Source organism: Candidatus Omnitrophota bacterium (assembly GCA_013791745.1).
Classification (GTDB): domain Bacteria; phylum CG03; class CG03; order CG03; family CG03; genus CG03.
In genome coordinates this window covers 1-22,615 of the sequence record VMTH01000013.1, presented here as the reverse complement: position 1 = coordinate 22,615, position 22,615 = coordinate 1, and the positions used below count along the sequence as shown (strand labels likewise).

At 47.3% G+C, this 22,615-nt stretch carries 23 protein-coding genes and 1 pseudogene; 23 read left to right on the top strand and 1 reads right to left on the bottom strand.

All coding sequences use genetic code 11. The annotated features are described in order from the left end of the window. The first annotated feature begins 785 nt into the window (after positions 1–785). The 23 genes and pseudogenes from FP827_00620 (at position 786) to FP827_00510 (ending at position 21,176) form a co-directional block, all read left to right on the top strand. Positions 786–1,748 (top strand): Fic family protein, encoded by a 963-nt coding sequence (locus FP827_00620; protein MBA3051588.1) that lies wholly within the window; start codon positions 786–788, stop codon positions 1,746–1,748. 114 nt (positions 1,749–1,862) lie between these two features. Next, positions 1,863–3,158, top strand: coding sequence for a histidine--tRNA ligase (locus FP827_00615; protein ID MBA3051587.1), 1,296 nt, complete (start codon positions 1,863–1,865; stop codon positions 3,156–3,158). After that, a pseudogene (gene thrC / locus FP827_00610) lies at positions 3,155–4,407 on the top strand (threonine synthase). The gene FP827_00615 and the pseudogene thrC overlap by 4 nt, the downstream one beginning before the upstream one ends. 8 nt (positions 4,408–4,415) lie before the next feature. After that, the gene (gene folK / locus FP827_00605; protein MBA3051586.1) at positions 4,416–4,913 is read left to right on the top strand and encodes a 2-amino-4-hydroxy-6-hydroxymethyldihydropteridine diphosphokinase; all 498 of its coding nucleotides are present in this window, start codon (positions 4,416–4,418) and stop codon (positions 4,911–4,913) included. Beyond that, positions 4,910–5,767, top strand: coding sequence for a pantoate--beta-alanine ligase (locus FP827_00600; GenBank protein ID MBA3051585.1), 858 nt, complete (start codon positions 4,910–4,912; stop codon positions 5,765–5,767). The genes folK and FP827_00600 overlap by 4 nt, the downstream gene beginning before the upstream one ends. Next, a complete protein-coding gene (gene gatC / locus FP827_00595; protein ID MBA3051584.1) occupies positions 5,764–6,042 on the top strand; it encodes an Asp-tRNA(Asn)/Glu-tRNA(Gln) amidotransferase subunit GatC in 279 nt (92 codons plus the stop codon). Before FP827_00600 ends, gatC begins: the two co-directional genes overlap by 4 nt. After that, the gene (gene gatA, locus FP827_00590; protein ID MBA3051583.1) at positions 6,039–7,385 is read left to right on the top strand and encodes an Asp-tRNA(Asn)/Glu-tRNA(Gln) amidotransferase subunit GatA; all 1,347 of its coding nucleotides are present in this window, start codon (positions 6,039–6,041) and stop codon (positions 7,383–7,385) included. The genes gatC and gatA overlap by 4 nt, the downstream gene beginning before the upstream one ends. Continuing rightward, positions 7,378–8,811 carry an Asp-tRNA(Asn)/Glu-tRNA(Gln) amidotransferase subunit GatB gene (gene gatB / locus FP827_00585; GenBank protein MBA3051582.1) on the top strand — a complete coding sequence of 478 codons (1,434 nt, stop codon included), beginning with the start codon at positions 7,378–7,380 and terminating at the stop codon, positions 8,809–8,811. Before gatA ends, gatB begins: the two co-directional genes overlap by 8 nt. After that, positions 8,808–9,167 (top strand): response regulator, encoded by a 360-nt coding sequence (locus FP827_00580; protein MBA3051581.1) that lies wholly within the window; start codon positions 8,808–8,810, stop codon positions 9,165–9,167. The genes gatB and FP827_00580 overlap by 4 nt, the downstream gene beginning before the upstream one ends. A 38-nt stretch (positions 9,168–9,205) precedes the next feature. Continuing rightward, positions 9,206–9,568 carry a response regulator gene (locus FP827_00575; GenBank protein MBA3051580.1) on the top strand — a complete coding sequence of 121 codons (363 nt, stop codon included), beginning with the start codon at positions 9,206–9,208 and terminating at the stop codon, positions 9,566–9,568. Positions 9,569–9,593: 25 nt separating this feature from the next. Next, the gene (locus FP827_00570) at positions 9,594–11,375 is read left to right on the top strand and encodes a HAMP domain-containing histidine kinase (protein ID MBA3051579.1); all 1,782 of its coding nucleotides are present in this window, start codon (positions 9,594–9,596) and stop codon (positions 11,373–11,375) included. Further along, entirely contained in the window at positions 11,375–12,445 is a 1,071-nt protein-coding gene (locus tag FP827_00565; protein ID MBA3051578.1) for a glycosyltransferase family 4 protein, read from the top strand. Before FP827_00570 ends, FP827_00565 begins: the two co-directional genes overlap by 1 nt. Continuing rightward, positions 12,435–13,424: a glycosyltransferase family 9 protein gene (locus tag FP827_00560; GenBank protein MBA3051577.1), complete on the top strand. Its 990-nt coding sequence runs from the start codon at positions 12,435–12,437 to the stop codon at positions 13,422–13,424. The genes FP827_00565 and FP827_00560 overlap by 11 nt, the downstream gene beginning before the upstream one ends. 75 nt (positions 13,425–13,499) lie before the next feature. Next, entirely contained in the window at positions 13,500–14,132 is a 633-nt protein-coding gene (locus FP827_00555) for a hypothetical protein (GenBank protein ID MBA3051576.1), read from the top strand. Next, positions 14,129–14,935 (top strand): nucleotidyl transferase AbiEii/AbiGii toxin family protein, encoded by an 807-nt coding sequence (locus tag FP827_00550; protein MBA3051575.1) that lies wholly within the window; start codon positions 14,129–14,131, stop codon positions 14,933–14,935. The genes FP827_00555 and FP827_00550 overlap by 4 nt, the downstream gene beginning before the upstream one ends. A 57-nt stretch (positions 14,936–14,992) precedes the next feature. Further along, on the top strand, positions 14,993–15,202 hold the full coding sequence (locus FP827_00545; GenBank protein ID MBA3051574.1) for a DUF4254 domain-containing protein: 210 nt from the start codon (positions 14,993–14,995) through the stop codon (positions 15,200–15,202). Next, the gene (locus tag FP827_00540; GenBank protein MBA3051573.1) at positions 15,195–15,464 is read left to right on the top strand and encodes a DUF4254 domain-containing protein; all 270 of its coding nucleotides are present in this window, start codon (positions 15,195–15,197) and stop codon (positions 15,462–15,464) included. The genes FP827_00545 and FP827_00540 overlap by 8 nt, the downstream gene beginning before the upstream one ends. Beyond that, positions 15,461–16,303 (top strand): glycosyltransferase, encoded by an 843-nt coding sequence (locus tag FP827_00535; GenBank protein ID MBA3051572.1) that lies wholly within the window; start codon positions 15,461–15,463, stop codon positions 16,301–16,303. Before FP827_00540 ends, FP827_00535 begins: the two co-directional genes overlap by 4 nt. Next, positions 16,249–17,343 carry a glycosyltransferase family 4 protein gene (locus FP827_00530; GenBank protein MBA3051571.1) on the top strand — a complete coding sequence of 365 codons (1,095 nt, stop codon included), beginning with the start codon at positions 16,249–16,251 and terminating at the stop codon, positions 17,341–17,343. Before FP827_00535 ends, FP827_00530 begins: the two co-directional genes overlap by 55 nt. Beyond that, entirely contained in the window at positions 17,340–18,086 is a 747-nt protein-coding gene (locus FP827_00525; protein ID MBA3051570.1) for a glycosyltransferase family 2 protein, read from the top strand. Before FP827_00530 ends, FP827_00525 begins: the two co-directional genes overlap by 4 nt. Further along, positions 18,083–18,865: a polysaccharide deacetylase family protein gene (locus FP827_00520; GenBank protein MBA3051569.1), complete on the top strand. Its 783-nt coding sequence runs from the start codon at positions 18,083–18,085 to the stop codon at positions 18,863–18,865. Before FP827_00525 ends, FP827_00520 begins: the two co-directional genes overlap by 4 nt. Continuing rightward, positions 18,862–19,710 (top strand): glycosyltransferase, encoded by an 849-nt coding sequence (locus FP827_00515; GenBank protein MBA3051568.1) that lies wholly within the window; start codon positions 18,862–18,864, stop codon positions 19,708–19,710. Before FP827_00520 ends, FP827_00515 begins: the two co-directional genes overlap by 4 nt. Beyond that, entirely contained in the window at positions 19,707–21,176 is a 1,470-nt protein-coding gene (locus FP827_00510; protein MBA3051567.1) for a hypothetical protein, read from the top strand. Before FP827_00515 ends, FP827_00510 begins: the two co-directional genes overlap by 4 nt. Positions 21,177–21,228: 52 nt before the next feature. Here the strand turns inward: FP827_00510 and FP827_00505 are convergent, their stop codons facing one another. Continuing rightward, positions 21,229–22,356 carry a glycosyltransferase gene (locus FP827_00505; protein MBA3051566.1) on the bottom strand — a complete coding sequence of 376 codons (1,128 nt, stop codon included), beginning with the start codon at positions 22,354–22,356 and terminating at the stop codon, positions 21,229–21,231. Positions 22,357–22,615: the final 259 nt, after the last annotated feature.

Here is a 22,615-nt window from a genome sequence, read left to right as displayed (position 1 = left end):
TACGCTAATGAGTTACTTATTCTTGCTGAAAAACAAAAAACAGGCTGTAATTATGGAGATGCTATTTATGATTCACATCTTATTCTTGGCAGATTAGCTGTTTTAGATAATGATATAACCGCAGCTAAAAATCATTTGTTATCTGCAGTTAAAACACCCGGTTCGCCGACATTGAATTCATTTGGTCCAAATATGTCTTTAGCAAAAGATTTATTAGAAAAGGGACAGAAAGAATCAGTTATTAAATTTTTGAATGAGTGTAAGAAGTTTTGGGATGTTCAATGTCGTGAAGATAAGATAGGCGAATGGATTGAAGAAATTGAAAACGACAAAATTCCCAATTTAATGGAGTGAGGTGACGTTCCTAAGGAAAAAGGCTTCCTTGATATTTCCTGAATAGTCACACATTCTGTTCAAAACAGCAGTAATAATTTCACATTCAAAAAGCTAACATTCGTGTAGAATGGTTGTCTTTTGAACCTTGAATCACCGCGTAGCTGTACTTATAAAAACAAAACAGCGGGCAGAGTAAACTCTGCCCCTGCAATTATTTATTTTCCTTTACTAAGGCGGATAAAATAATTGACAAAAGTGGTTCAGGCATTGGTTCGACAAGCTCACCACCCTGAGCGCGCAGAGCGAGTCGAATGGGCTCACTATCATCTGGTTCGACTCCGCTCACCATAATCCTGAGTGAAATCGAAGGAGACTGAACCCTATAGAACAAATTTAATTAGGTAAGGCTGCATGTTGCAAATGATAGTATCATATGATACTATCATTACATGAAGCCGCCATTCAGAATTACTTCAAAAATAGTCAATTTGTGCTCAAGCATCAGCCGCATAATCGGTCAGTGTGAAGGTTTTAAAGTTTTTCCGCCCACTCCTCGGTTGCGCAGGCATAACCGCATCAAAACCATTCATGCAAGTTTGGCTATAGAAGGCAACATTCTTTCCGAATCTCAGGTAACGGACATTTTGGATAATAAAAGAGTAATCGGACCGGCTAAAGATATTTTAGAAGTTAAAAATGCAGTTGAAGTATATGGCAAGATCAAACAGTATAATGTTAATAGCTTAAAATCTCTTTTATTGGCCCATAAAACTCTTATGAAAGACATTGCTATAGATGCGGGGAAACTGCGTTCGGGCAATGTGGGTGTTATGAAAGGTAGTAAAATAATACATATGGCACCCAAATATACTCAGGTACCGAAACTTATAAGTGATTTATTTGGTTTTTTAAAAAACGAAAAAGAGATACATACTTTTATCAAATCCAGTGTTGTGCACTACAAACTGGAATTTATTCATCCGTTTTCCGATGGCAACGGGAGAATGGGCAGGCTTTGGCAATCGGCGATTCTTATCAACACTTATCCTGTTTTTGAATTTATACCACTTGAGTCATTAATTAAGGATAAGCAAAAGGAATATTATGAAGCCTTGTCCACTTCTGACCAAAAAGGCGAATCAACAGTATTTATAGAATTTATGCTGATGATAATTAAAGATGCAATAGAAGAATTTGTTAAAGAGATTCGTACAGCTCCTCAGACTTGTAAGACAAGATTAGCTTCTGCAGTGCAACATTTTGCTAAAGTGTTTTTTTCGCGCAAGGAATATATGCAATTCCATAAGGATATTTCTTCAGCAACCGCCAGCCGGGATTTATTGTTTGGGATCAAAAATAAGATATTGAAAAAATCTGGCTGCGCGTCACTTACGCGTTATAAATTTATTTAGGAAGTAATGGTGACGGGCGTTGACTTTCGTGACTTATTTCAAAACAAAAAGAAGGTGTCGGAGCTAATATAACAGAATTGATGCGCCGTGTCGCGCGGATGCTTTATATGTCAAATGTCAACCTGCCGGCAGGCAGGGATTAGGGTAAAGAAACGGTTTGCTTACAGAGGGAACATTTCATATAATCGCAATGCTATGAAAATATATAATGTACCTAAAGGAACAAGGGATATTGTCGGCGAGGAAGCCGGAAGATTTTCCCGCGTTTCGCGGATTTTTGAAGAAGCCGCGAGGCTCTACGGCTATGGCCTGATCAACACGCCTATTTTTGAAGACACCGCTCTTTTTGAACGGACCATAGGCGGGGGCAGTGACATCGTGCAGAAGCAGATGTACACTTTTCCGGATAAGGCCGGACGCTCCCTGACCCTGCGCCCCGAAGGCACGGCGGGAGTTGTCCGTGCGGCCATAGGCGGAGGCCTTCTGCGGCCGCTGCCCCGGAGGCTTTATTATTCGGGGCCGATGTTCCGCTATGAAAGACCTCAAAAAGACCGCAAACGGCAGTTTTTCCAGATGGGCGCCGAATACTTCGGAGACCAAACTTCTTTCGCCGATATAGAGATAATTTCTTTGTGCGCGTCGGCGCTTAATAAACTCGGCCTTGACTACGAATTGAAGATAAATTCCATCGGCTGTCCCGTGTGCAGGTCTGAGTACGAAAAGAAATTAAAGGCCTTCGCCGAAAAAAAGATTGACGGCCTCTGCGATGATTGCAGGGAGCGTCTCTGCGTTAATCCTCTCAGGATACTTGACTGCAAAGTTGAATCATGCGGAAAGATACTTTCCGGCGCGCCGGATGTGAGCGAAGCCCTGTGCCCGGACTGCGCCGATAATTTCACAGAGATCAGGCAGGGGCTGAATGACAGGCAAATCAGATTTACGCCGGATGTGAGGCTGGTCAGGGGCCTGGATTATTATAACGGCTGCGTCTTTGAGTTTTACGCCAAAGGCGCCAGGGATGCCATCGCCGCAGGCGGGCGTTATGACGGCCTTGTGAAACTGCTGGGCGGTGAAGATGTGCCGGCGGTGGGTTTCGCGATAGGCGTGGACAGGATCATGCCTCTCATAGATTTTACACCGGAGAAACCCGATTACATGATCGTTTCCGCCGGAGCGCCCGTGGACGGCCTTATAGCTTTCGCGGATGATATAAGAGGCACGGGGAAGGTTTGCGTGATCTCCGCGAAGCCGAAACTTAAAAACGCTTTGAAAGAGGCTTCGGCGGCATCTTTCCGTTTCGTCCTGATCATGGGAGAGGATGAAATAAAAAATATGACGGTGACTGTCCGCGACATGGTAAGCGGTGAACAGGAAACATTATCCAGAAAGGAGTTTTTAAAAAGATTATGATCTCAGAAAATTTGAAAGGCTTTAAATGTTTAAGGTGCGGAAAAGAATTTTCCTTGAAGCAGGCGCGTTACCAGTGCCCGGACTGCTCAGGGAATCTTGAGGCGGTTTACGATTACGCCCGCATAGGCCGAAAGGCTGACGCTGTGAAAAAATCTCTGGAAAAAGGCATATACAGGTATCTGCCATTTCTTCCCTTCGCTGATACAAAGCTGACGCCGCCTCTTCTGGTCGGCGGCACGCCCCTGGTGAAGAGCGACAGGCTTTCCTCAAAATGGGGCATTGAGCTTTTCTTCAAGGACGACACAAGGAATCCCTCGGCCTCGTTCAAGGACAGGGCCGGCGCCGTGGCGCTCACCGTGGCCCGCGAGGACGGGCTGGACAGGATATCCTGCGCTTCCACCGGGAACGCGGGCTCTTCTCTGGCGTGTCTTGCCGCGAGCGTGGGAATGGATTGCATTATTTTTGTTCCGGAAAAAGCCCCGCAGGCAAAGATAGCCCAGCTGCTCCTTTTCGGAGCGAAGGTTTTCGCCGTGCAGGGCACTTATGACGAGGCCTTTGACCTTTGCGCCTGTGTCTCGACGGAGATAGGCTGTTTCAACCGCAGCACGGGACTCAATCCCTGGACGAGGGAAGGCAAGAAAACGGTGTCTTTTGAGATCGCCGAGGATCTGGGATGGGAAGTGCCGGATTATGTTTTTGTCCCGGTCGGTGACGGCAACATAATAAGCGGTGTGTGGAAAGGCTTCCGCGAACTTTTCTATGCGGGTTTCACGCAGAGCATCCCGAAGATCGTGGCCGTGCAGTCAAAAATTCGGATGCCGTCCACAAAACGCTTGAAAAATATAAAGGCAAAGATGTGTCGCCCGAAGAGATAGAGATGATACAGGTGAACGCCACAACGATCGCCGATTCCATCAGCGTGGATGTGCCGCGCGACGGCCTCGCCGCCGTGCGGGCCGTGCGTGAGACGGACGGCTTTTCGGTGGAGATAAGTGACGAGGCGATCCTCGAGGCCATAAAAGAGATATCCTCGAACACGGGGCTGTTCCCGGAGCCGGCGGGAGCCACAGCCTACGCCGGACTTAAAAAGGCCCTTGAAGACAGGAAGGTGAAATCGGGCAGCAGGATAGTCTGCCTTGTGACAGGCAGCGGGCTGAAAGACGTCGCATCCGCCCTCAAGGCGGCGGGCAAACCGATAAGCGTTTCAACGGATAAAGCTGAAACATTGAAGATCCTTTGCGGAAAGTGAGCGAGCCCATGGAAGAAAAAAATGTAAAAGAGGTAGCGCTGTCTCTCGGAAGCAATGTGGGCGATTCGTATCAGACGCTCCTGAGCAGCCTCAAGGACCTGAGCCGTTTCGTTGACGACATGAAGGTGTCAAGTTTTTACAGGACGGATCCGATGGATATGAAGTATCAGCCGGATTTTATCAATCTGGCGGTTGCCGGAAAAACGAGCATATCGCCGGATGCACTGCTCAAAAAAGTGAACAGCGTGGAGAAAAAATACGGCCGGGCCCGGGCGATAAAATACGGCCCCCGGACGCTGGATATAGACATAATCCTTTACGGTTCCGAGATAGTGAAGAGGGATGATCTCGTCATTCCCCATCCTGAATTCCGCAAACGGCTTTTTGTGATAGAGCCTCTCGCCGAGATAGCGCCGGAGATGAAAGACCCTGTTGACGGAAAAGAGGTGCACGAGATACTGAAGGAAGCCCGCGCGCACTTCAGCGACAGGATCGAGAAATTGTGATAAGGGCCGTTTCGCCGAAAGACGCCGCGCGTATCTGCGATTTTAAGCGCCGGAAAGGAAAAACGCTGGGCCTTGTCCCGACGATGGGCGCACTGCACGAGGGGCATGTCAAACTCATCAGGGAATGCCGGAAGCAGTGCTCTTTTCTGGTTGTGAGCATATTCGTCAATCCCGCTCAGTTCGGCCCGGGAGAGGATCTCGCGAGTTATCCGGCGGATTTGAAAAAAGATATGAGGATCTGCCGCGAGAACGGCGTTGATATGGTTTTTACCCCGGGGGCTGCGGATATGTATCCGGCGGATTTTGAGACTTTCGTGGAACCGGGAAGACTTGCCGCGCATCTGTGCGGGCTCAAAAGGCCGGGCCATTTCCGGGGCGTGGCGACGGTGGTCCTGAAACTTTTTAATATTATAAGGCCGGACATAGCCGTGTTCGGGAAAAAGGACTATCAGCAGCTTGCGGTGATAAAAAAAATGGCGCGGGATCTGGATCTCACTCTGAAGATCAGGGGCGTTGAGACCGTCAGGACGAAGAGCGGCCTCGCCGTCAGCTCCAGAAACCGCTATCTTTCCGGCGGGGAACTTGAACGCGCGGCTCTTTTAAGAAAGTCCCTGCAAGAGGGGCGCCTCATGGCCTCGCGCGGTTCGTCGGCCGATGCCATCAAAAGAAAAATAAGGGCAATGCTCAAAGCCGCCGGCGGCAGAATAGATTATGTCTCTGTCTGCGACAGGGAATCGCTTGAGGATGTGAGGGAAGTGCGGGGAAAGGCCCTGATAGCTCTTGCCGTGAAGATCGGGCCCGCGCGGCTTATAGATAACATTGAGATAGAGGGGCCCGGCTCGGCGAAAAAATGAATATAGACGAGATCAAAAAAATAGCGGCGCTCGCCAGAATAGAAATCCCGGAGGAGCGCCTGGAAGATTTTGCCGGTGAATTCAACAAGATACTGGAATATTTTAAAAAACTTGACAGCGCTCCGACCGAAGGAGTTGAGCCTTTTCGTTTTGAAGAGGAAAATGTCTGGCGGAGCGATCTCCCGTCTTCTGACAGCGACGCCAGAGAAAGAATACTCAAGAATGCCCCGGAGAGGCAGGATGACTTTTTCAAGGTCAGGAAGGTTATAGAATGAGCGTAAAAGAAAATATCTCATCCTGCATAGTGAAGATAAAGAGCGACAGGACAAACAGCTTTATAGAAATTTTTGAGAAGAGGGCTCTCAGGAAAGCTGAAGGAATTGACAGCCGTCTTGCGTCGGGCGACAGGAATCTCCCTCTGGCGGGTGAGCCAGTGGCTATAAAAGACAATATGGTCATAAAGGGCGAGGCGGCCGGCTGCGCGTCCCGGATACTTGAGGGCTTTGTTTCGCCCTACGACGCTGAAGTTGTGACAAGACTGGAGAACGCCGGCGCTGTGATCGTGGGAAGAACGAATATGGACGAGTTCGCCATGGGCTCTTCAACAGAAACATCCGTCTTTGGCCCTACGAGAAATCCTGTTGATATGGAAAGAGTGCCGGGGGGTTCATCCGGCGGCTCCGCCGCGGCGGTCGCCTCGGGGCTGGTTCCTTATTCTCTGGGCTCCGATACGGGAGGCTCCATAAGACAGCCCGCGTCATTTTGCGGCATCTGCGGCATGAAGCCGACCTACGGGGCGGTGTCGCGTTACGGGCTGATAGCTTTTGCCTCGTCGCTGGACCAGATAGGGCCTTTCGCGAAGGATATGGACGGCATTGAAAAAATATTCAATATCATAGCCGGCAAGGATGAAAAAGATGAGACTTCCCGCGAGATAGAAAAACTTTCCGGGAAAAAAGGGAAACTTGTCTGCGGCATACCCAAAGAATTTTCAGGAAGCAGCCCTGGAGTGAAAGAGGTGTTTGATAAAGCGGTTAAGAAACTCAGCCGGGATTTTGAGATAATAGATGTTTCATTGCCCTCAACGGAATACGCGGTTTCGATATATTACATAATCGCGCCCTCGGAAGCGTCGTCCAACCTTTCCCGTTTTGACGGCATAAGATACGGTTTCAGAGCGGAATCAGAAGATCTCATAGACGGATATTTCAAAACAAGGGGGCAGGGTTTCGGCGATGAGGTCAAGAGAAGGATAATGCTGGGCGCTTTCGCGCTCTCGTCGGGTTATTACGACGCTTATTATATGAAAGCGCTCAAAATAAGGCGCCTCATAAAGAATGAGTTCGACAGCGCTTTTCAAAAAGCCGATGTCATAATCAGCCCCACCTCGCCGAGGACGGCTTTCAAACTGGGCGAAATAACGGATCCTCTTTCCCTCTATCTTCAGGATGCTTACACAATCCCGGCGAACATGGCGGGGCTGCCTGCCGTATCCATCCCCTGCGGAAAAGATCCCGCGGGCCTGCCGGTGGGTTTTCAGATAATGGCTCCGAGGGCAAGGGATATTTTCCTCATAGAAACGGCTAAACAAATTGAGGCGGTGTTTTCAAATGAGTGATTTTATAGTCAGCATAGGCCTTGAGGTGCATGTGCAGTTGAAGACCAAAACCAAAATGTTCTGCTCCTGCGCCGCCGATTCACAGGCCCCGCCCAATACCAATATCTGTCCCGTGTGCACAGGACAGCCGGGAGTCCTTCCTGTTAAAAATGAAGAAGCTGTTTTACTGGGTATCCGGGCCGGTCTTGCGCTTAATTGTAAAATTGAAAAATTTTCAGTTTTTGAAAGGAAAAATTATTTTTATCCCGATTTGCCCAAAGCTTATCAGATATCCCAATGTGAGCTTCCGCTGGCCAGCGGGGGATATATCGATGTTGGTGAAAAACGAATCAGACTGACAAGAGCGCATCTTGAGGAGGACGCGGGCAAACTTCTCCATTTTATAGGCAGTGAGCCTGTTGACGGCTCTCTTGTAGATTTGAACAGATGCGGCACGCCGCTCCTTGAGATCGTGTCCGAACCGGATATTGATTCGCCGCAGCTTGCTTTTGATTATCTTAAGACTTTGCGAAGGATAATGAGGTATGCCGGTGTTTCCGACTGCGACATGGAAGAGGGCTCTTTGCGATGCGACTGTAATATATCTATCCGTCGATCCGAGGACGAGCCGCTGGGTGTGAAAGCGGAAATAAAGAACATGAATTCTTTCAAGGAGCTGAAAGACGCATCTACTTACGAGATAGAAAGGCAGAAAAAACTCGTGGACGGCGGAGGGCAAGTCGTTCAGGAGACAAGGCTCTGGAATTCCTCCAAGGGAAAGACCTTTTCAATGCGTTCAAAAGAAGAGGCCGCGGATTACAGATATTTTCCGGATCCCGATTTGAAGCCCGTCTATGTCAGTGCCGGGATGCTTAAAAAAGAGAAGGAAGCTCTACCTTCTCTGCCGCTGGAAATGAAGAAGAAATTTATGAGCCGGGGACTGAGCGAATATCAGGCGGACATACTCACGGATGAAAAAGTGCTGGCTGACTATTTTGATGAAGTTATCGCAGGCGTTACTCCGGACGGGCAGGAAGAAGCGGCCAATATCGTGATAAGCTATCTTCTCGCGGAATTTGATCAGAGCGCGCTGTCTCTTGAAGAGTTGAAAAAAATAGTGCCGCCCGCCCATATATGCGAGCTGGTTAAATTAAGAAAAGAAGGGAAGATAAATAAGCAGGTTTTGAAAACGATTTTCCCGAAGATGGTTAAAGACGGTGCCTCACCCCGCGACCTTGCGGGTGATGTTGATATTGTCAGCGATGAGAGCGCGATCATCAAACTGGCGGAAGAAGCGGTCAAGGCCAACGCCTCGTCGTGGGAAGACTATAAATCGGGCAAGGAAAAAGCTTCGGGAAGGATCGTGGCCCATGTCATGAAAGAAAGCCGCGGCGCCGCGGATCCGGCAACGGTCATGAAAATACTGAAGCGCATGGCGGGGAAATGAAAAAAATACTTATAATAGAGGACAACGCGGATTCAAGGGAGATATTCCGCACAGTCCTGGAAATGGCGGATTATGAGGTGACGGAAGCCGTTGACGGCGAAGACGCCCTTAAAAAGATAGACGAATCGGAATATTCCGTGATCCTCGTTGACCTGTCACTGCCTAAAATATCGGGCTGGGATCTGATAGAGATAATAAAGGGCAAATACCCCTCGACGCCCCTGATAGCGGCCACTGCCCACGCGATGAGCGGCGACAGGGACAGGGCTCTGAAGGCCGGCTGCGATGATTATATATCAAAGCCGCTGAAACCCTCGGACCTTGTAAAGAAAGTCGGTAAATATACGGAACGATAGAGAAAGAGGCCGGCCTATTGCCGGCGCGGGAGGATAATATGTCAAAAATACTGATAGTTGAAGATGATCCGGATTCAAGGGAGATCCTGGGCGAACGCCTGAGGGCATACGGTTTTGATGTGGCGGAGGCGGTAAACGGATGGGAGGCCGTTGAAAAACTCAAAAAATATAAAGCCGATCTCATCATCATGGACATAATGATGCCGAAGCTTGACGGTTATACAGCCTGCAAGATCATAAGAGAAGATTCTAAAACCGCGAAAGTGCCGATAATTTTTTTGACGGCGAAAGAGCTCATCGGCGAGATAGAGAAGGCTTTTATCTGCGGCGGCGATGATTACGTCATTAAACCTGTGACATGGGAGCGCCTGCTGCCCAAGATCAAGAAATTCATCCCGTGATCAGGGCGGAGCGGGGTTTTGAGCGATGAAAATAAGAAATAAAATACTCATGTTTTTTTCGACAGTGGCGGCGGTGCCGCTCGTTTTTTTCATAGTACTGATGCTCGCGCAGCGCCGCTCGGCCGGTTATATCGAGAATTCCCTTTTCGCTTTAACAAACAGCGCATCTAAGATCACGGAACATTTTCTTCTCAACGCGCAGAAATCAGTGATGGCGCAGTCATACCTTCCTTCCAATCTGTTCCCCGGAGGGGATAACGCTTCGCGCCAGGCATATCTGAAAAGGATACACAGGAAATATAAGATATTCTCATCGGTGATGTTCACGGATATGTCGGGGAATGTCATCTCGCGCTATGGGGAGAATCCCCCGGATGAATTTAAGAATATCTTCCGGGCCCGCCGCATGGAGGACACCCCGCATGTCATCAAAACAGAGGGAGGTTCTTCTATAGCGCTGGTGTCAAAAACAAATAAAAACAATTATCTCGCCGCGCTGATCAATCCGGACTCACTGCTGAATATCCTCGAAAAAATCCTTCCGGTTGAGGGCGCGTCTTTTTATATACGCGATAACGCGGGCAAGACCCTTTTTTCCGATATCAGCGGGGATGAGAAAAACGCATCTCCGCTTGTAGCGGTCAGGTATTCCGACATTGATATTTATAAAAGGACGCTCAACAGGGGCGGCCGGAAGATCTTTGAGGTGATAATACCGATAGCGGGTTTTCCCGGCTGGAGGATATGTCTGAGCGCGCCGCACAAAGTTGTTTTCAAGAGCCTTCGCGACGCAAAATTTTTAGGGATATTTTTTTCCGTCGTGTCTTTTATGCTCGCCGGCTATCTGTCTTTTTATTTTTCAAGCAAAATATCGGCTCCGCTGGAGGAAATTTCAAAGAGCGCGGGAGAATTTGCGCAGGGAAATTTTTCATACCGCCCGCAGATCAGGACCGGCGATGAGATGGAAAACCTCGCGCTCCAGCTGAATAAAATGGCCGACAAGATCTCCGCAGCCCAGTCAGGGAGGGATGCAAAAATAAGATCGTCGTCACGCGACCTGGCAAACGCCTACAAGGAGATAGCCGTCAAAAACGAGAAGCTGGCGCGTTCGGATAAATACAAATCACAGTTTCTGGCGACGATGAGCCACGAGCTGCGCACGCCCATGAACGCCATAATAGGTTTTACGGATCTTCTCAAAGACGGTATATACGGCGTCCTCACGGCGAAACAGAAAGACATACTCTCAAAAGTGCAGCGCAATTCAAATCATCTGCTGAATCTCATAAACGACATCCTGGATCTGTCCAAAATAGAGGCCGGGCGGATAGACCTTATGCCGGAGAACTTCGATCTCAGGGAATTGATCAACACCGTTTCAGGCGAGATCGCATCCCCCGGGAAAGAGGTGGAATTCCGTTCATCCTGTCCGGAAGGCATTGTTCTCTATCAGGATATGATGAGGCTTAAGCAGGTGATATTCAATCTCCTTTCCAATGCCTTTAAATTCACGAAGAAAGGGCATGTTTCGCTTTCCTGTCAGACGGCCAATGAAATAGCTATCATTGAGGTGGAGGATACGGGGATAGGCATCAAAGAAGAAGATACGGGGAAGATATTTGACTCTTTCCAGCAGGCCGACGCTTCAATAACGCGCCAGTTCCAGGGAACGGGACTGGGCCTGAGTATTTCAAAAAAACTCATTGAGCTGATGGGCGGCTGGGTTGACATTAAAAGCGAATTCGGAAAAGGTTCTCTTTTTACCGTGCACATACCCTATAAATACGAAGAGAAGAAAGAATCATAATGAAAGTTTTTCATATTGATTCCGAGAAAACTTTTCGCGGCGGGCAGAGGCAGGTGCTCTATCTGCTGGAGGGCCTCAAAGAAAGAGGCGTGGAGAATTTTTTATTCTGCCCCGGGAAATCCCCTCTCTTTGAAAGAGCCGGCCATATCAGTAAGATCCCGGCGGCCATGCTTGGAGAATTCGATATTTTTTCCGCTTTCAAAATATCAAGACACATCAACAGGGAAGAACCGGATATAATCCATTGCCACAGCGCCCACGCTCTTTCGATCGGGTTAATCGCGAAAAAGCTGGCTTCTTTCAAGCCCGCGCTAATTGCCGCGCGCAGAGTGGATTTCCATATAAGATGTTTGAGAAAATATCTGAGCGCCGACAGAATTATAACGGTGTCAAAGGCGATACAAAAAATTTTAATATCAGACGGTGTGCCCGCGGATAAAATAGATGTTGTGTATTCGGGAATAAAAAAAGAGCAATTTGAAAATTTAAAGGGCGATTACCTTTACAAAGAATTAGGGTTAAACAAAAGCGATGTAATAGTCGGGAATATTGCCGCTTTGACCGAACAGAAAGACCACTTCACTTTTTTGAAGGCGGCGAAGATAGCATTGGGAAAAAATAAAAATATGAAATTTGTTATTGTCGGTGACGGGGGGCTTAGACGGAAACTTATGGATTTCAGCCGTAATAATGGCACGGGTGATAATGTTGTTTTTACGGGTTTTAGAAAAGATGCCCTGAATTTTTTAAAGATTTTTAACATTTTTGCGATGTCGTCAAAATGGGAAGGTCTGGGCACTTCCATTTTAGACGCGATGTCGTCGGGAGTTCCCGTGGTATCAACCTCTGCCGGAGGTATTAAAGAAATTATTGAAGACGGCGAAAACGGCTTATTAGCCGACCCCGGCGACGCGCCGGATCTGGCAGAAAAAATAATCAGGCTTGTCTCCGACGCGGGTTTGAGAAGGGCTTTGACGGATGAGGGCAGGAACATCGCCGAAAAATTCAGCTCCGAAAAAACCGCGGAAGGCACGCTTGCCGTTTACAGGAAGGTTTTAAATGGAAATTAAAGAGATACTGGTAATACAGATAAAGCAGATAGGCGACTGTATTCTGACGGAGCCGGTTTTCAGGGCGCTCAAAGAAAAATATCTCGGTTGCCGGACATCATTTGTCGTCTCGTCGGCCTTCTCGGGTATCTTTGAAAACAATCCCTATATTGACGAGGTCATATCATATAATTTCAAAAAGCCTTTTGCGGAGCTTATAAAAATAAGAAAGAAAAAATATGATGTCGTGATGGATTTCCTGGGCAATCCCAGAAGCCGCGGCCTCACTCTTTTCGCGAGGTCGCCTCTCAAGCTGGGTTTTACGAAAAAAGGAAGCGCTTTTTTCTACACAAAAACCGTGCCGGCCTCATCCGGCCCCGAATATGTCAGCGATACAAAATTCAGGATGCTAGCGGCGCTGGGAATATCCGCGTCGCCGAGGCCGATAAAGATCTATCTCACAGATGAGGAAAAGAAAATGTTCGCGGATTATTCCCGTGAAAAAGGCCGTGCCGGGCTTGTGGCCATATCTGCGACCAGCCGACGGCCGGCGCGCAGATGGACAAAAGAACATTTTGCCGAATTGGCTGATATCCTGATGCGTAGCCACGGCCTTATGCCTGTTTTTGTCTGGGGGCCCGGCGAGGAAGATTATGTGAAGTCCGTGATGGATATGATGAAAGAGAAGGCTCTCATGGCGCCGCCGACAAAATTACGGGAGCTTGCCTCATTGCTATATAATTGTAAGCTGCTTGTGAGCAACGATAACGGCGTCAGGCATCTGGCGGCGGCTGTGGGCACCCCCACACTTGTTATGACCGGCCCGACTTTCAGGGAGTGCTGGACGCCCAAAGAAAAAGAGCACCGCGCTTTACAGGCTGATGTGCCCTGTATCGCCTGCAGCCGCACGGAGTGCGACAGCATGATATGTATGAAAGATTTAAGGTCGGAAGAAGTGGTGAAGGAAGCTGCGGATATGCTGGCAATACATAAGTGCTAATTATTGCAGGTATTGACGCCCTCACCGAATTTTTATAATATTTCCGTAGATTGATAAAAATATCAAGGTGGGGAAATGAAATTTAGAGAATTTATTCAAATCTACAAAGATGCGGTCTTAATTGACGGAAGCACATTTTCTGTTTTTGATAAAGCGCAAAATTTACGGCGGCAGGTGAGCGATTGGCTCAAAAAAGGTTACCTGATCCAATTAAAAAAGGGGACATATATTTTCAGCGATGAGTATAGAAAAATCAATCCGTCTATTTCGTTTATTGCCAATTTTCTATATTCTCCTTCGTATTTGAGCCTGGAATATGCACTTTCTTTTTATGGGCTGATACCCGAGAAAGTAACCGTAATCACTTCCGTGAGCGCCAGAAAAACAAAAACTATTAAAAACCGGATGGGCAGGTTTGAGTATAATTCAATAAAGAAGGAATTGTTTTTCGGATTTAAAAAATCAGGAACTGACGGGCAGAATTTTTTTATCGCAGAACCTGAAAAAGCGCTTCTTGATTTTTTTTATTTGAGAACGGAATTCAAAGGTTCGGAGGCGGAGTTGAAATCGCTGCGGCTGCAGAATTCGGAGATTGTAGATCAGCAGCGGCTGGGTTTATACAGTTTGAAATATAACAAACGTGTGAGAAAAATCAGTAAAGCGTTAATTGAATTTATTAAAAGTGAGGAAAAATATAAAACTATATGAAAGACCACATTAAAGAAATCATAGATGCGAATTTTTCATGCGAAGAAAATAAAAACAGGATACGGGAATATATTCAGAAATATCTGCTTTACATTCTTTTCAAAAAAAAGATATACACAGAACTGGTTTTTACCGGAGGCACGGCGCTAAGAATCATTCATAAAATTAAAAGATTTTCAGAAGATCTTGACTTTAGTTTGTCGGCAAAAAGCAGGGGGATAGATTTTGAGGATATGTTAAAAATCCTTAAAAAAGAATTGCAGTTATCAGGTTACAGCCCGGAAATAAAATACAGCGGCGATAAAACCGTCAAGAGCGCATTTTTTAAATTTCAGGGTCTTCTTTTTGATTGCGGAGTAAGCAGTCACAGCGATGAAAAAATTTCCGTGAAAATTGAAGTGGACACAAATCCTCCGGCGGGGGGTAAGGAGGAAGTGATTTTGTGCAATTCTGTTTTTATGTTTTATATTCTGCATTATGATTTGCCGTCGCTGTTTGCGGGCAAACTGCATGCCGTTTTTTTCAGGGAGTACACAAAAGGAAGGGATTGGTATGATTTGCTATGGTATTTGAACAAATATAATTTAACCCCCAACTTTGTCATGCTTAACAATGCGATAAAACAGACTTCAACAGAATATCCGGAGGTTAATGAAAAAAACTGGAAATCAGAATTGAGGAAAGTCATAGAATCGGCGGATATAAAAAAAGCGAGAAATGATGTCCGCCGGTTTTTGGATGACCCTGCTGAAATAGAGTTTTTGACCAAAGAAAACTTATACAAAGCGCTAAAAAAAAGTTAAAATCCCCTAATGCTTTAGAGAACGTAAATTAGGGGAAAGAATAAGGAGGGGTAAGAAATGAAAAAGAAATTCGGTGAATTTGTGAGTGAGCTCGCGATGACGAACATACAGTTGTGGCACGAGGAAGACAAGGCCAGGGTTAAAGATGACGCGCCCGTGGCCGCCGCCAAACGCGCCGTTGATAAGCTCAACCAGAAGAGGAACGATCTCATAGAAAAGATAGACGAGATGGCGATGGCCCTCAGAAAAGGGGGCAAAAATGGCTGAGACACTGGGCACTCTCGCGGATAAGATAGCTATCTTCGAGCTCAAGAGGTTTCATATGGCCGAGCAGCTTGAGCGCGCTGACGCCTCAGCCGAACACCAAAAAAGCTGCCGCGAAAAACTGAAGATCCTGACCGAACAGCGGGATGATCTCGCGGAAGAACTCAGCGGGCTCTATGACGATATCGCTTCCGGCAGAAAGAAGATAAAACTTTACCGCCAGTTCAAGATGTATAACGACCCCAAATATAATATAAAAAAATGAGTCCGGGAATATCCGTTATTGTCGCCGCCTATAACAGGGCCGAACTCTTCAGGCTCTGCCTGGAAGCCCTCGCCGGCCAGACTTCCAGTGATTTTGAACTCATCATCGCCGATGACGGCAGCGGCCCGGAAATAAAAAAAATAGCGGATTCGTTCCGCGGCAGGATGAATATAAAGCATGTGTGGCAGGCGGATGACGGTTTCAGGAAAACCCTGGCGATAAACAAAGCCGTCAAAATATCATCGGGAGACAAATTATATTTTTTTGACGCGGACACTATTGCCCACCCCGATTACATCAGCAGGTCGAAAGAGTATATATGCGAAGGGCAATACATGGTCACACGCTCGGTGCTTTTGTCCGAGAAGATAGCCGCTCATATCCTGAAAAACGGATTTTCCGCGAAGGATATCTTTAGCGGTTCCGTCAAATGGAGGATAAGAAAAGACGGTTTTTTTGCCAAGACCCGGTACTGCACTTACGGTTTTCTGCTCCCCCGGTTCTTATCGGCCATTACACAGTCATTCAAGAAAAATTCAAACATGTCCGGAAGATGCTGGGGTGTTCACAGAAAAGATTACGAAAGGGTCAACGGCTACAACAATGATTTTAGAGGCGCCTACTGTGAGGATTCCGAGCTGGATACCAGGCTCGCAAACGCCGGTATCAAGAGAAGGCTTGCCACGAATGAGGCCGTAAGCCTTCATTTCCCTCACGGGAAAAGCGCGTATTCCGGCGATAACGCCGCGCGGCTGGAAGAGGTTCTCCGCTCGGGAGCGCTGATATGCGCCAACGGCCTGGATCAGATCAGAATAGAGGACATCGCGGTGCTGAAATGAATATAGCCGTCCTTGATTTTGAAAGATGGGACAGTGGTATCACTTCCTACGCTCTGGCAGCGGCAGAAGGGCTGAAAAATAAAGGGCACAAAATCATTTTTGTGGGGCTCGAGGGAAAGCCGCCCGCCGACTCGGCGGAAAAGCGCGGCGTCAAAACTGCCTGGTTCTCATCCGCCGCCTCGATCTTTGACCTGATGAAACTTATAAGCGCAGAGGGGATAGAGTGCCTTAATCCGCACGACGGGAGATCGCATATGCTCTGCGCCATGGCCAAAATATTAACAAAAGCCCGCCCGCGCCTCGTCAGGACCTACGCGGACGCGAGGCCTGTCGGGAAACATGGCTATTTGTGGAATACAACAGACGCTTTTATAGCGGCTGCGGAATTCATAAAAGACGATTTTGTGAACAAAGGTTTACCTCCCGGAAAAATAAATGTGGTGCGTCAGGGCATGGATATGAATTTTACCGACAGCGCCGTTCCCGCCAAGCTCGCCGGAAAACACAATGTGAGCATTGTGGGCCGCCTGGATCCGGTCAAAGGCCATGAAACTTTTATAAAGGCCGCCGCGATCGTCGCGATGAGTTTTCCGGATGTTTTTTTCTATGTGATAGGCGGAGAAAAAAATGTTAAAATAAATCAGCTTAAAGCGTTTGCGGAAAAGCACGCCGTCGGAAATATTGTGTTCACGGGTTTTGCGGATGATGCGGGATCTTATATGAGAGCGAGCGATATAGGCGTTATAGCCTCTTCCGGCTCCGAAGCTGTTTCGCGCGTTGCCGCGGAATGGATGGCTTGCGGAAAGCCTCTTGTGGCCACAACGGCCGGATGTTTGAGTGAACTGGTGGAAGACGGCGTCAGCGGCCTGATCGTCGCCCCGGATGATCCCGCGGCAATGGCGGTGGCAATTGAACGCCTGCTCAAAGACGACTCCGCGCGCATATCAATGGGCAGGGCGGCGGCGGAGAGGGCGGAAGACATGTTTGATCCCGTGAAATTCGCGGAAAGCACGGAAAAGATATTGAAAGGAGATTTATGAAAGTCAGCGTTATTGTGATCGCGCTAAATGAGGAAGCCAGGATAGCCGGCTGTCTTGAAAGCATCAGGTGGGCGGATGAGATAATTGTCGTCGACACCGGAAGTTCCGACGGTACCGTTGATATTTGTAAAAAATACACGGATAAAATATCTCAGTCGGAATGGCTGGGTTTCGGGCCGCTCAAGGATTTTGCCGTTTCAAAAACTTCCAATGAATGGGTATTGAATATTGACGCGGACGAAAGGGTTTCGGATGAGCTGAGGGATGAGATCCTCGCGTTGTCTTCCAATCCCGCCATTGCCGCGTATAATATACCTTTTCACAATTTTTTTATGAACCGCCGTTTGCGTTTCGGGGGACTTGGCGGTGAAAAGCATATACGGTTATTCAACAAAAATACCGCGGGGTTCGGCGCTGAAGCCGTGCACGAGTCTGTGGCGGTAAGAGGCAGAACAGGGAAACTCAAAGGACACATAGAGCACCGGAGTTACAGGGACCTGTCCGCCTATTTTCAAAAATTCAATCTTTACACTTCAATGATCGCGCGCGAGAAATTTCAAAAAGGAAAGAAATTTCCTGTCAGCGCTTTTTTCAGAATACCGTACGAGTTCGGAGTAAGGTATTTTTTCAAACTGGGCTTTCTGGACGGCGTGGCGGGTTTTATCTATGCATCTATTTCGGCTTTTTACGCCGGAGTCAAATATTTCAAGCTTTACGAACTGACGACGGGCTTAAAAGAATGATTTATTTTTTAGCGGCTATCCTCGCTCTGGCTTTTTCGGCGAGATGGAACTGGTGGAGAAAAAAAACAGAGGGTGTGTCCATACTTATGTACCACAAGATAGGGACTCCACCCGCCGGCTCAAAACTCAAAAAATTATGGGTGAGCGGGGCGAAATTCGACAAACAGATGTCATATCTCAAAAGAGGCGGTTATGAAGTTGTCACATTCAAGGACATTGCCGGAGGAACGGTCAAAGACGGAAGAAAAAAAGTGATAATAACCTTCGACGACGGTTACAGGAACAATTACACGGAGGCTTTCCGCATACTTAAAAAATACGGTTTCAGGGCGGTTTTTTATGTGGTGAGCTCTACGATAGGCAAAAAGAATCTATGGCATGACGCCGATGTTGAAGAACCCCTTGAGATGATGGCCCCGGAGGAAATAAGGAAAATGGCATCCGCGGGCATGGAAATAGGGGGCCACACCGTTTCGCACAAAAATCTTGACCGTATTGATGATGCCGAAGCGGAAAGGGAGATCTCAGAAAATAAAGATGATCTGGAAAAATTGACGGGTGAGAAAATGCTCAGTTTTTCCTATCCTTACGGCGGATACAACGCCAATGTGAAAAAAATCGCGGAGATAGCGGGATACCGCTATGCCGTGGTAATAAAACAGGGGAAGAACGCTTTTCCCTTTGCCGATAATTTCGCGCTGAAACGGCTGCTTGTCAGGAGCGAAGAGACTATTTTTGATTTTTATCTGAATCTTTCGCGCGGGAGGAACAGATTGTGAGCGCTGTTAACGCGCGGCCCGGCGTTTCGGTCGTCGTGAATGTTTACAAACAGGCCAAATTTTTCAGGTTGTGCCTTCAGAGCCTGGTCGATCAGACAGATAAAGATTTTGAGGTGATAGTCGCCGATGACGGCAGCGGCAAAGAGGTGGAAGATGTTGTAGCGGAGTTCAGGGATTCGTTGAGGATAACGCATCTCTGGCAGGAGGACAGGGGTTTCAGGAAGGCCCTTGCCCTTAACAAGGCGGCGAAGACGGCGTCGGGCGAAAAGTTGTTTTTTATTGACGGCGACATACTTGTCCACCCGAAGGGTGTGGCGGTCGTGAACAAAGAACTCCGGCAGGGCCGGTACATAACATCGCGTGTTGTGAGAATATCCCAAAAACTGAGAGACAGGATAATAGGCGGCAACTACACATCACGAAAAATATTTTCTTTTCCATTTTTTGCGGCACTGACGATAGATTGGCTCTTCGGCAAAACCCGTTTCCTTGAATACGGGATCATGCTCTCTCCCGTGCCCGCGTCTTTTTTTCAGAGCTTGAAGAAAAGCAGGCAGGTTTTCGGCGGCTGCTGGGCCATTTACAAATCCGATTTTGAGCTTGTGAACGGCTATGACAATTCCTATATCGGTTACGGCCACGAGGATTTTGACATAGGCTGGCGCCTGCACTGGGCCGGCGTGACGGCGAAGCTCGTCACCAACCGCCTTGTGATGCTGCATCTGTATCACGGTAAAAGGCAGGAAAACCTTGAAAACAAGGAGAAGAAAAAGCTCGCCGAACGAGATAAAAAGACCCGTTGCGAAAAAGGCCTCGCCGAAACGGATGACATAATATTGAAATGAGGGTGAGACACATCCTGAAAAACATCAGAAAAAATATAAAAGACTTCCTTCGGCATCCGATAGCGTCTCTGGGTGGCAAAAGATACTGTTCATTTCCTCCCGTGTTGAGTTTCGATCTACGCAGCGATGATTTTAAGAAGGCCCTGCTGTTTTTTCTGGACAAGTTGAGAAAAGGAGAACACTTCGCTTTTTCAAGATGGGGTGACGGTGAGATGGCGATCTTAAAGGGTGACGCGATAGACATACTTAAAAAAGAGCACGGTGAATTTAAATATGATCCCTGCGATGAGAGCGATGAGTTTTATAGAACTAAAATGACCGAAGCGTTCACCTTCAAATCGGCGAATTATTTTGTGGGCATAGGATGCCCCTGCTGTGTCGGCCCGGACGCTTTTGAATGGATGAAACAAAGTTCGCGACAGGACGAAGCGCATCTGGCCTGGGCGAATCTGTTTGTGAATGCCAACTATGAGTATTTCCAAAAAAACTTTATTAACGGCGTATTCGCAGAAAGGAAAGTTGTTTTAGTGTGCAATGACAAGGCGGTTCCCGAAAAACTGCCTTTTATAAGTGAAAAAATCTTCAGGGTGTCGCGCAACTCGTGGAAGGAAGACTATGCTCTGATAGACAAGATAGGCCGGTGGATAGAAGAGAACAAAATAAAGGGCAGGGTATTTCTTTTCTGCGCGGGGCCGTTGAGTAATATGCTCGTTCATCAGCTGTATTCAAAGAACCCTGAAAATACTTATATTGACGCGGGGAGCGTTCTGGACCCTTTCATGGGCCTGGGCGCGACACGGGATTATCTGCGCGGGGGTTTTACCGCGCGCAAGATCTGCACATGGGACGCGGAATTGCAGAAAAAGAAAATATTCTTCTGCTACGGGCCAGCGTACGGCAGGAAAAATATGCTCAAAGAGACGGTCAAATATAACGCCATGTATTTCCCTCAGGCAAAAATAAAAATTGTCGCCAATGACCGCGCTGTCGGAAGGATGAAGATAAGGGGAGTGGATGTTGAAATCGACAAGTTCGCCAGGGAACGCGACCCCCGGTTCAGTTCTTTGAACGCTTTGATGCTGTCACTGCGAATGGCTGTCGCTGAAGGCGATGGCGACTTTATCATTTTCACTCATGAAGATTACCGGATACAGGACATAAGTCTCTTGAGCAAAGCTCTTATGAAAATTGAAGAAGGCTATGATATGGTTTTTCAGGAAAGCGGTGATGTTAAGGCAGAAGATCGTTTGGATTTTGATGTTTTAATTATCAGTTTTAGCGCCGCCTCAAAGATCTTTTCAAGTTTGGCAACAGTAAAACCCGCAACAGGCGAACATATCGAAGATTATTTTACAGGACTCGTGAAAAAGAACATTGCTGACGATAAAATTTTTTCCATTGAGCGCCGTTCGGTACCGGGTAAATCCGATGAGCTTGGCTTTTACCGTATCCCGCCGCAAAAATAGAAACCGGTTCCCGGTGCGGAAAATAAAGAATTAATATAGTAGCTCAGGTAGATTATTTTGACATCAGGGAGAGGATCTCGTCGTCCCTGTCGTCCCAGTTGTAGTCTTTTTCAATTTTTTTTCTGGCGTTATAAGATTGTTCTTCTATCTGGGAAGGTTTGTTTATATAGTCTTCAAGGATTCCTGCCAGGTGAGAGGTGTCGATGATAGCTTTTGTGAATGCCGTCCTCCGCCCCTTTTTTAGTTTTTTTACTTTTATCAGCCGGCCCTCCACTCCATCGTCCAGCCATTCATTCATCGTCGGAAAATCAGTGGTGACAACAGGCATTCCCGAAGCCATCGCTTCGGTTATCGTCAGCCCCACGCCTTCCTGCCAGGTGGGATAAACATAGACGTCCCCTGTATTAAAAAGGCCGCCCTTTGTGTTGTCGGCGGTTTTAAAGCTGAATTCGCAGGAAGTGTTTTTTTTAAAATATTTGATGAATTCCGGGTTTATCATTTCCCGCGCTTCTTCCTGGGCGGTGGCGGTAAAAACAAAATCAAGTTTTCGCGGAGCTAAAATCCTGCGCAAAAAGCCGCCTTTCATTTTTTCAAGAGTTCCGGGTATGAATTGATAGCCCTTCCTACGGCTGCCGTAACCGACATTAGTGTAAAATCTGACTTTGTTTCCGGCTTTACGCGGTATGAATTTAAAATTATCGAGTATGACGCCCCAGCGTATAAGAACGGTATTGTCTATTCCCGCCTCCCTGAGCCAGTGAAAGTTCCTTTCCGTGTGGGCGAGACTTAAATCGTAAATGCCGTTCATCTTTTCTATCATGCCGGTGAGGAACCAGTCGGGATAGTTTATCAGTTTGATGCCTTTTTTATGGAGCTGGCCGCTTTCCTCTTTCATCCCGCTTTTTCCGTAAATGTTCTGATCCTGAAAAAGAAGGATTTCCGGCTTAAAATCCTCAACCCAGCCCCAGAACAGCGGGTGGTCTATATCCATACTTTCGGGGCCCTCAACTATTTTTTCGCCATGCCAGCGCAGGGGCGTCAACCAGGGGTTGCCTCTGGAAAATATGCTGTAGTTTATCTGGTCGGGGTGTTTGTCAAAGCTGTGAACCCAGTTCCGGGCGATGTGCCCCATCCCGCATTCCGCCCAGGCGGTTACAATACCCACGCGTACGGGTTTCATAAAAGATAGCGGCAAGAAATATCTGTTTTTTTATCCGGCATTTTTTGCTTCTGCATCGTCCCGGCGCCGGTACTATTTAAATGAACAGTAAGAGAATCTGCCAAGTTCATCCAGTGTATATTTTCTTAGGGATAGGCATTTGAATCCGTGTTCTTTCATTATCGTTTTTGCCGTTTTCTCATAATCAGCTTTGTGCATATCATCAAGAACAATAATTCCGGTCTCTTTCACATGATCCATCGTGAAACCCAGCATATTT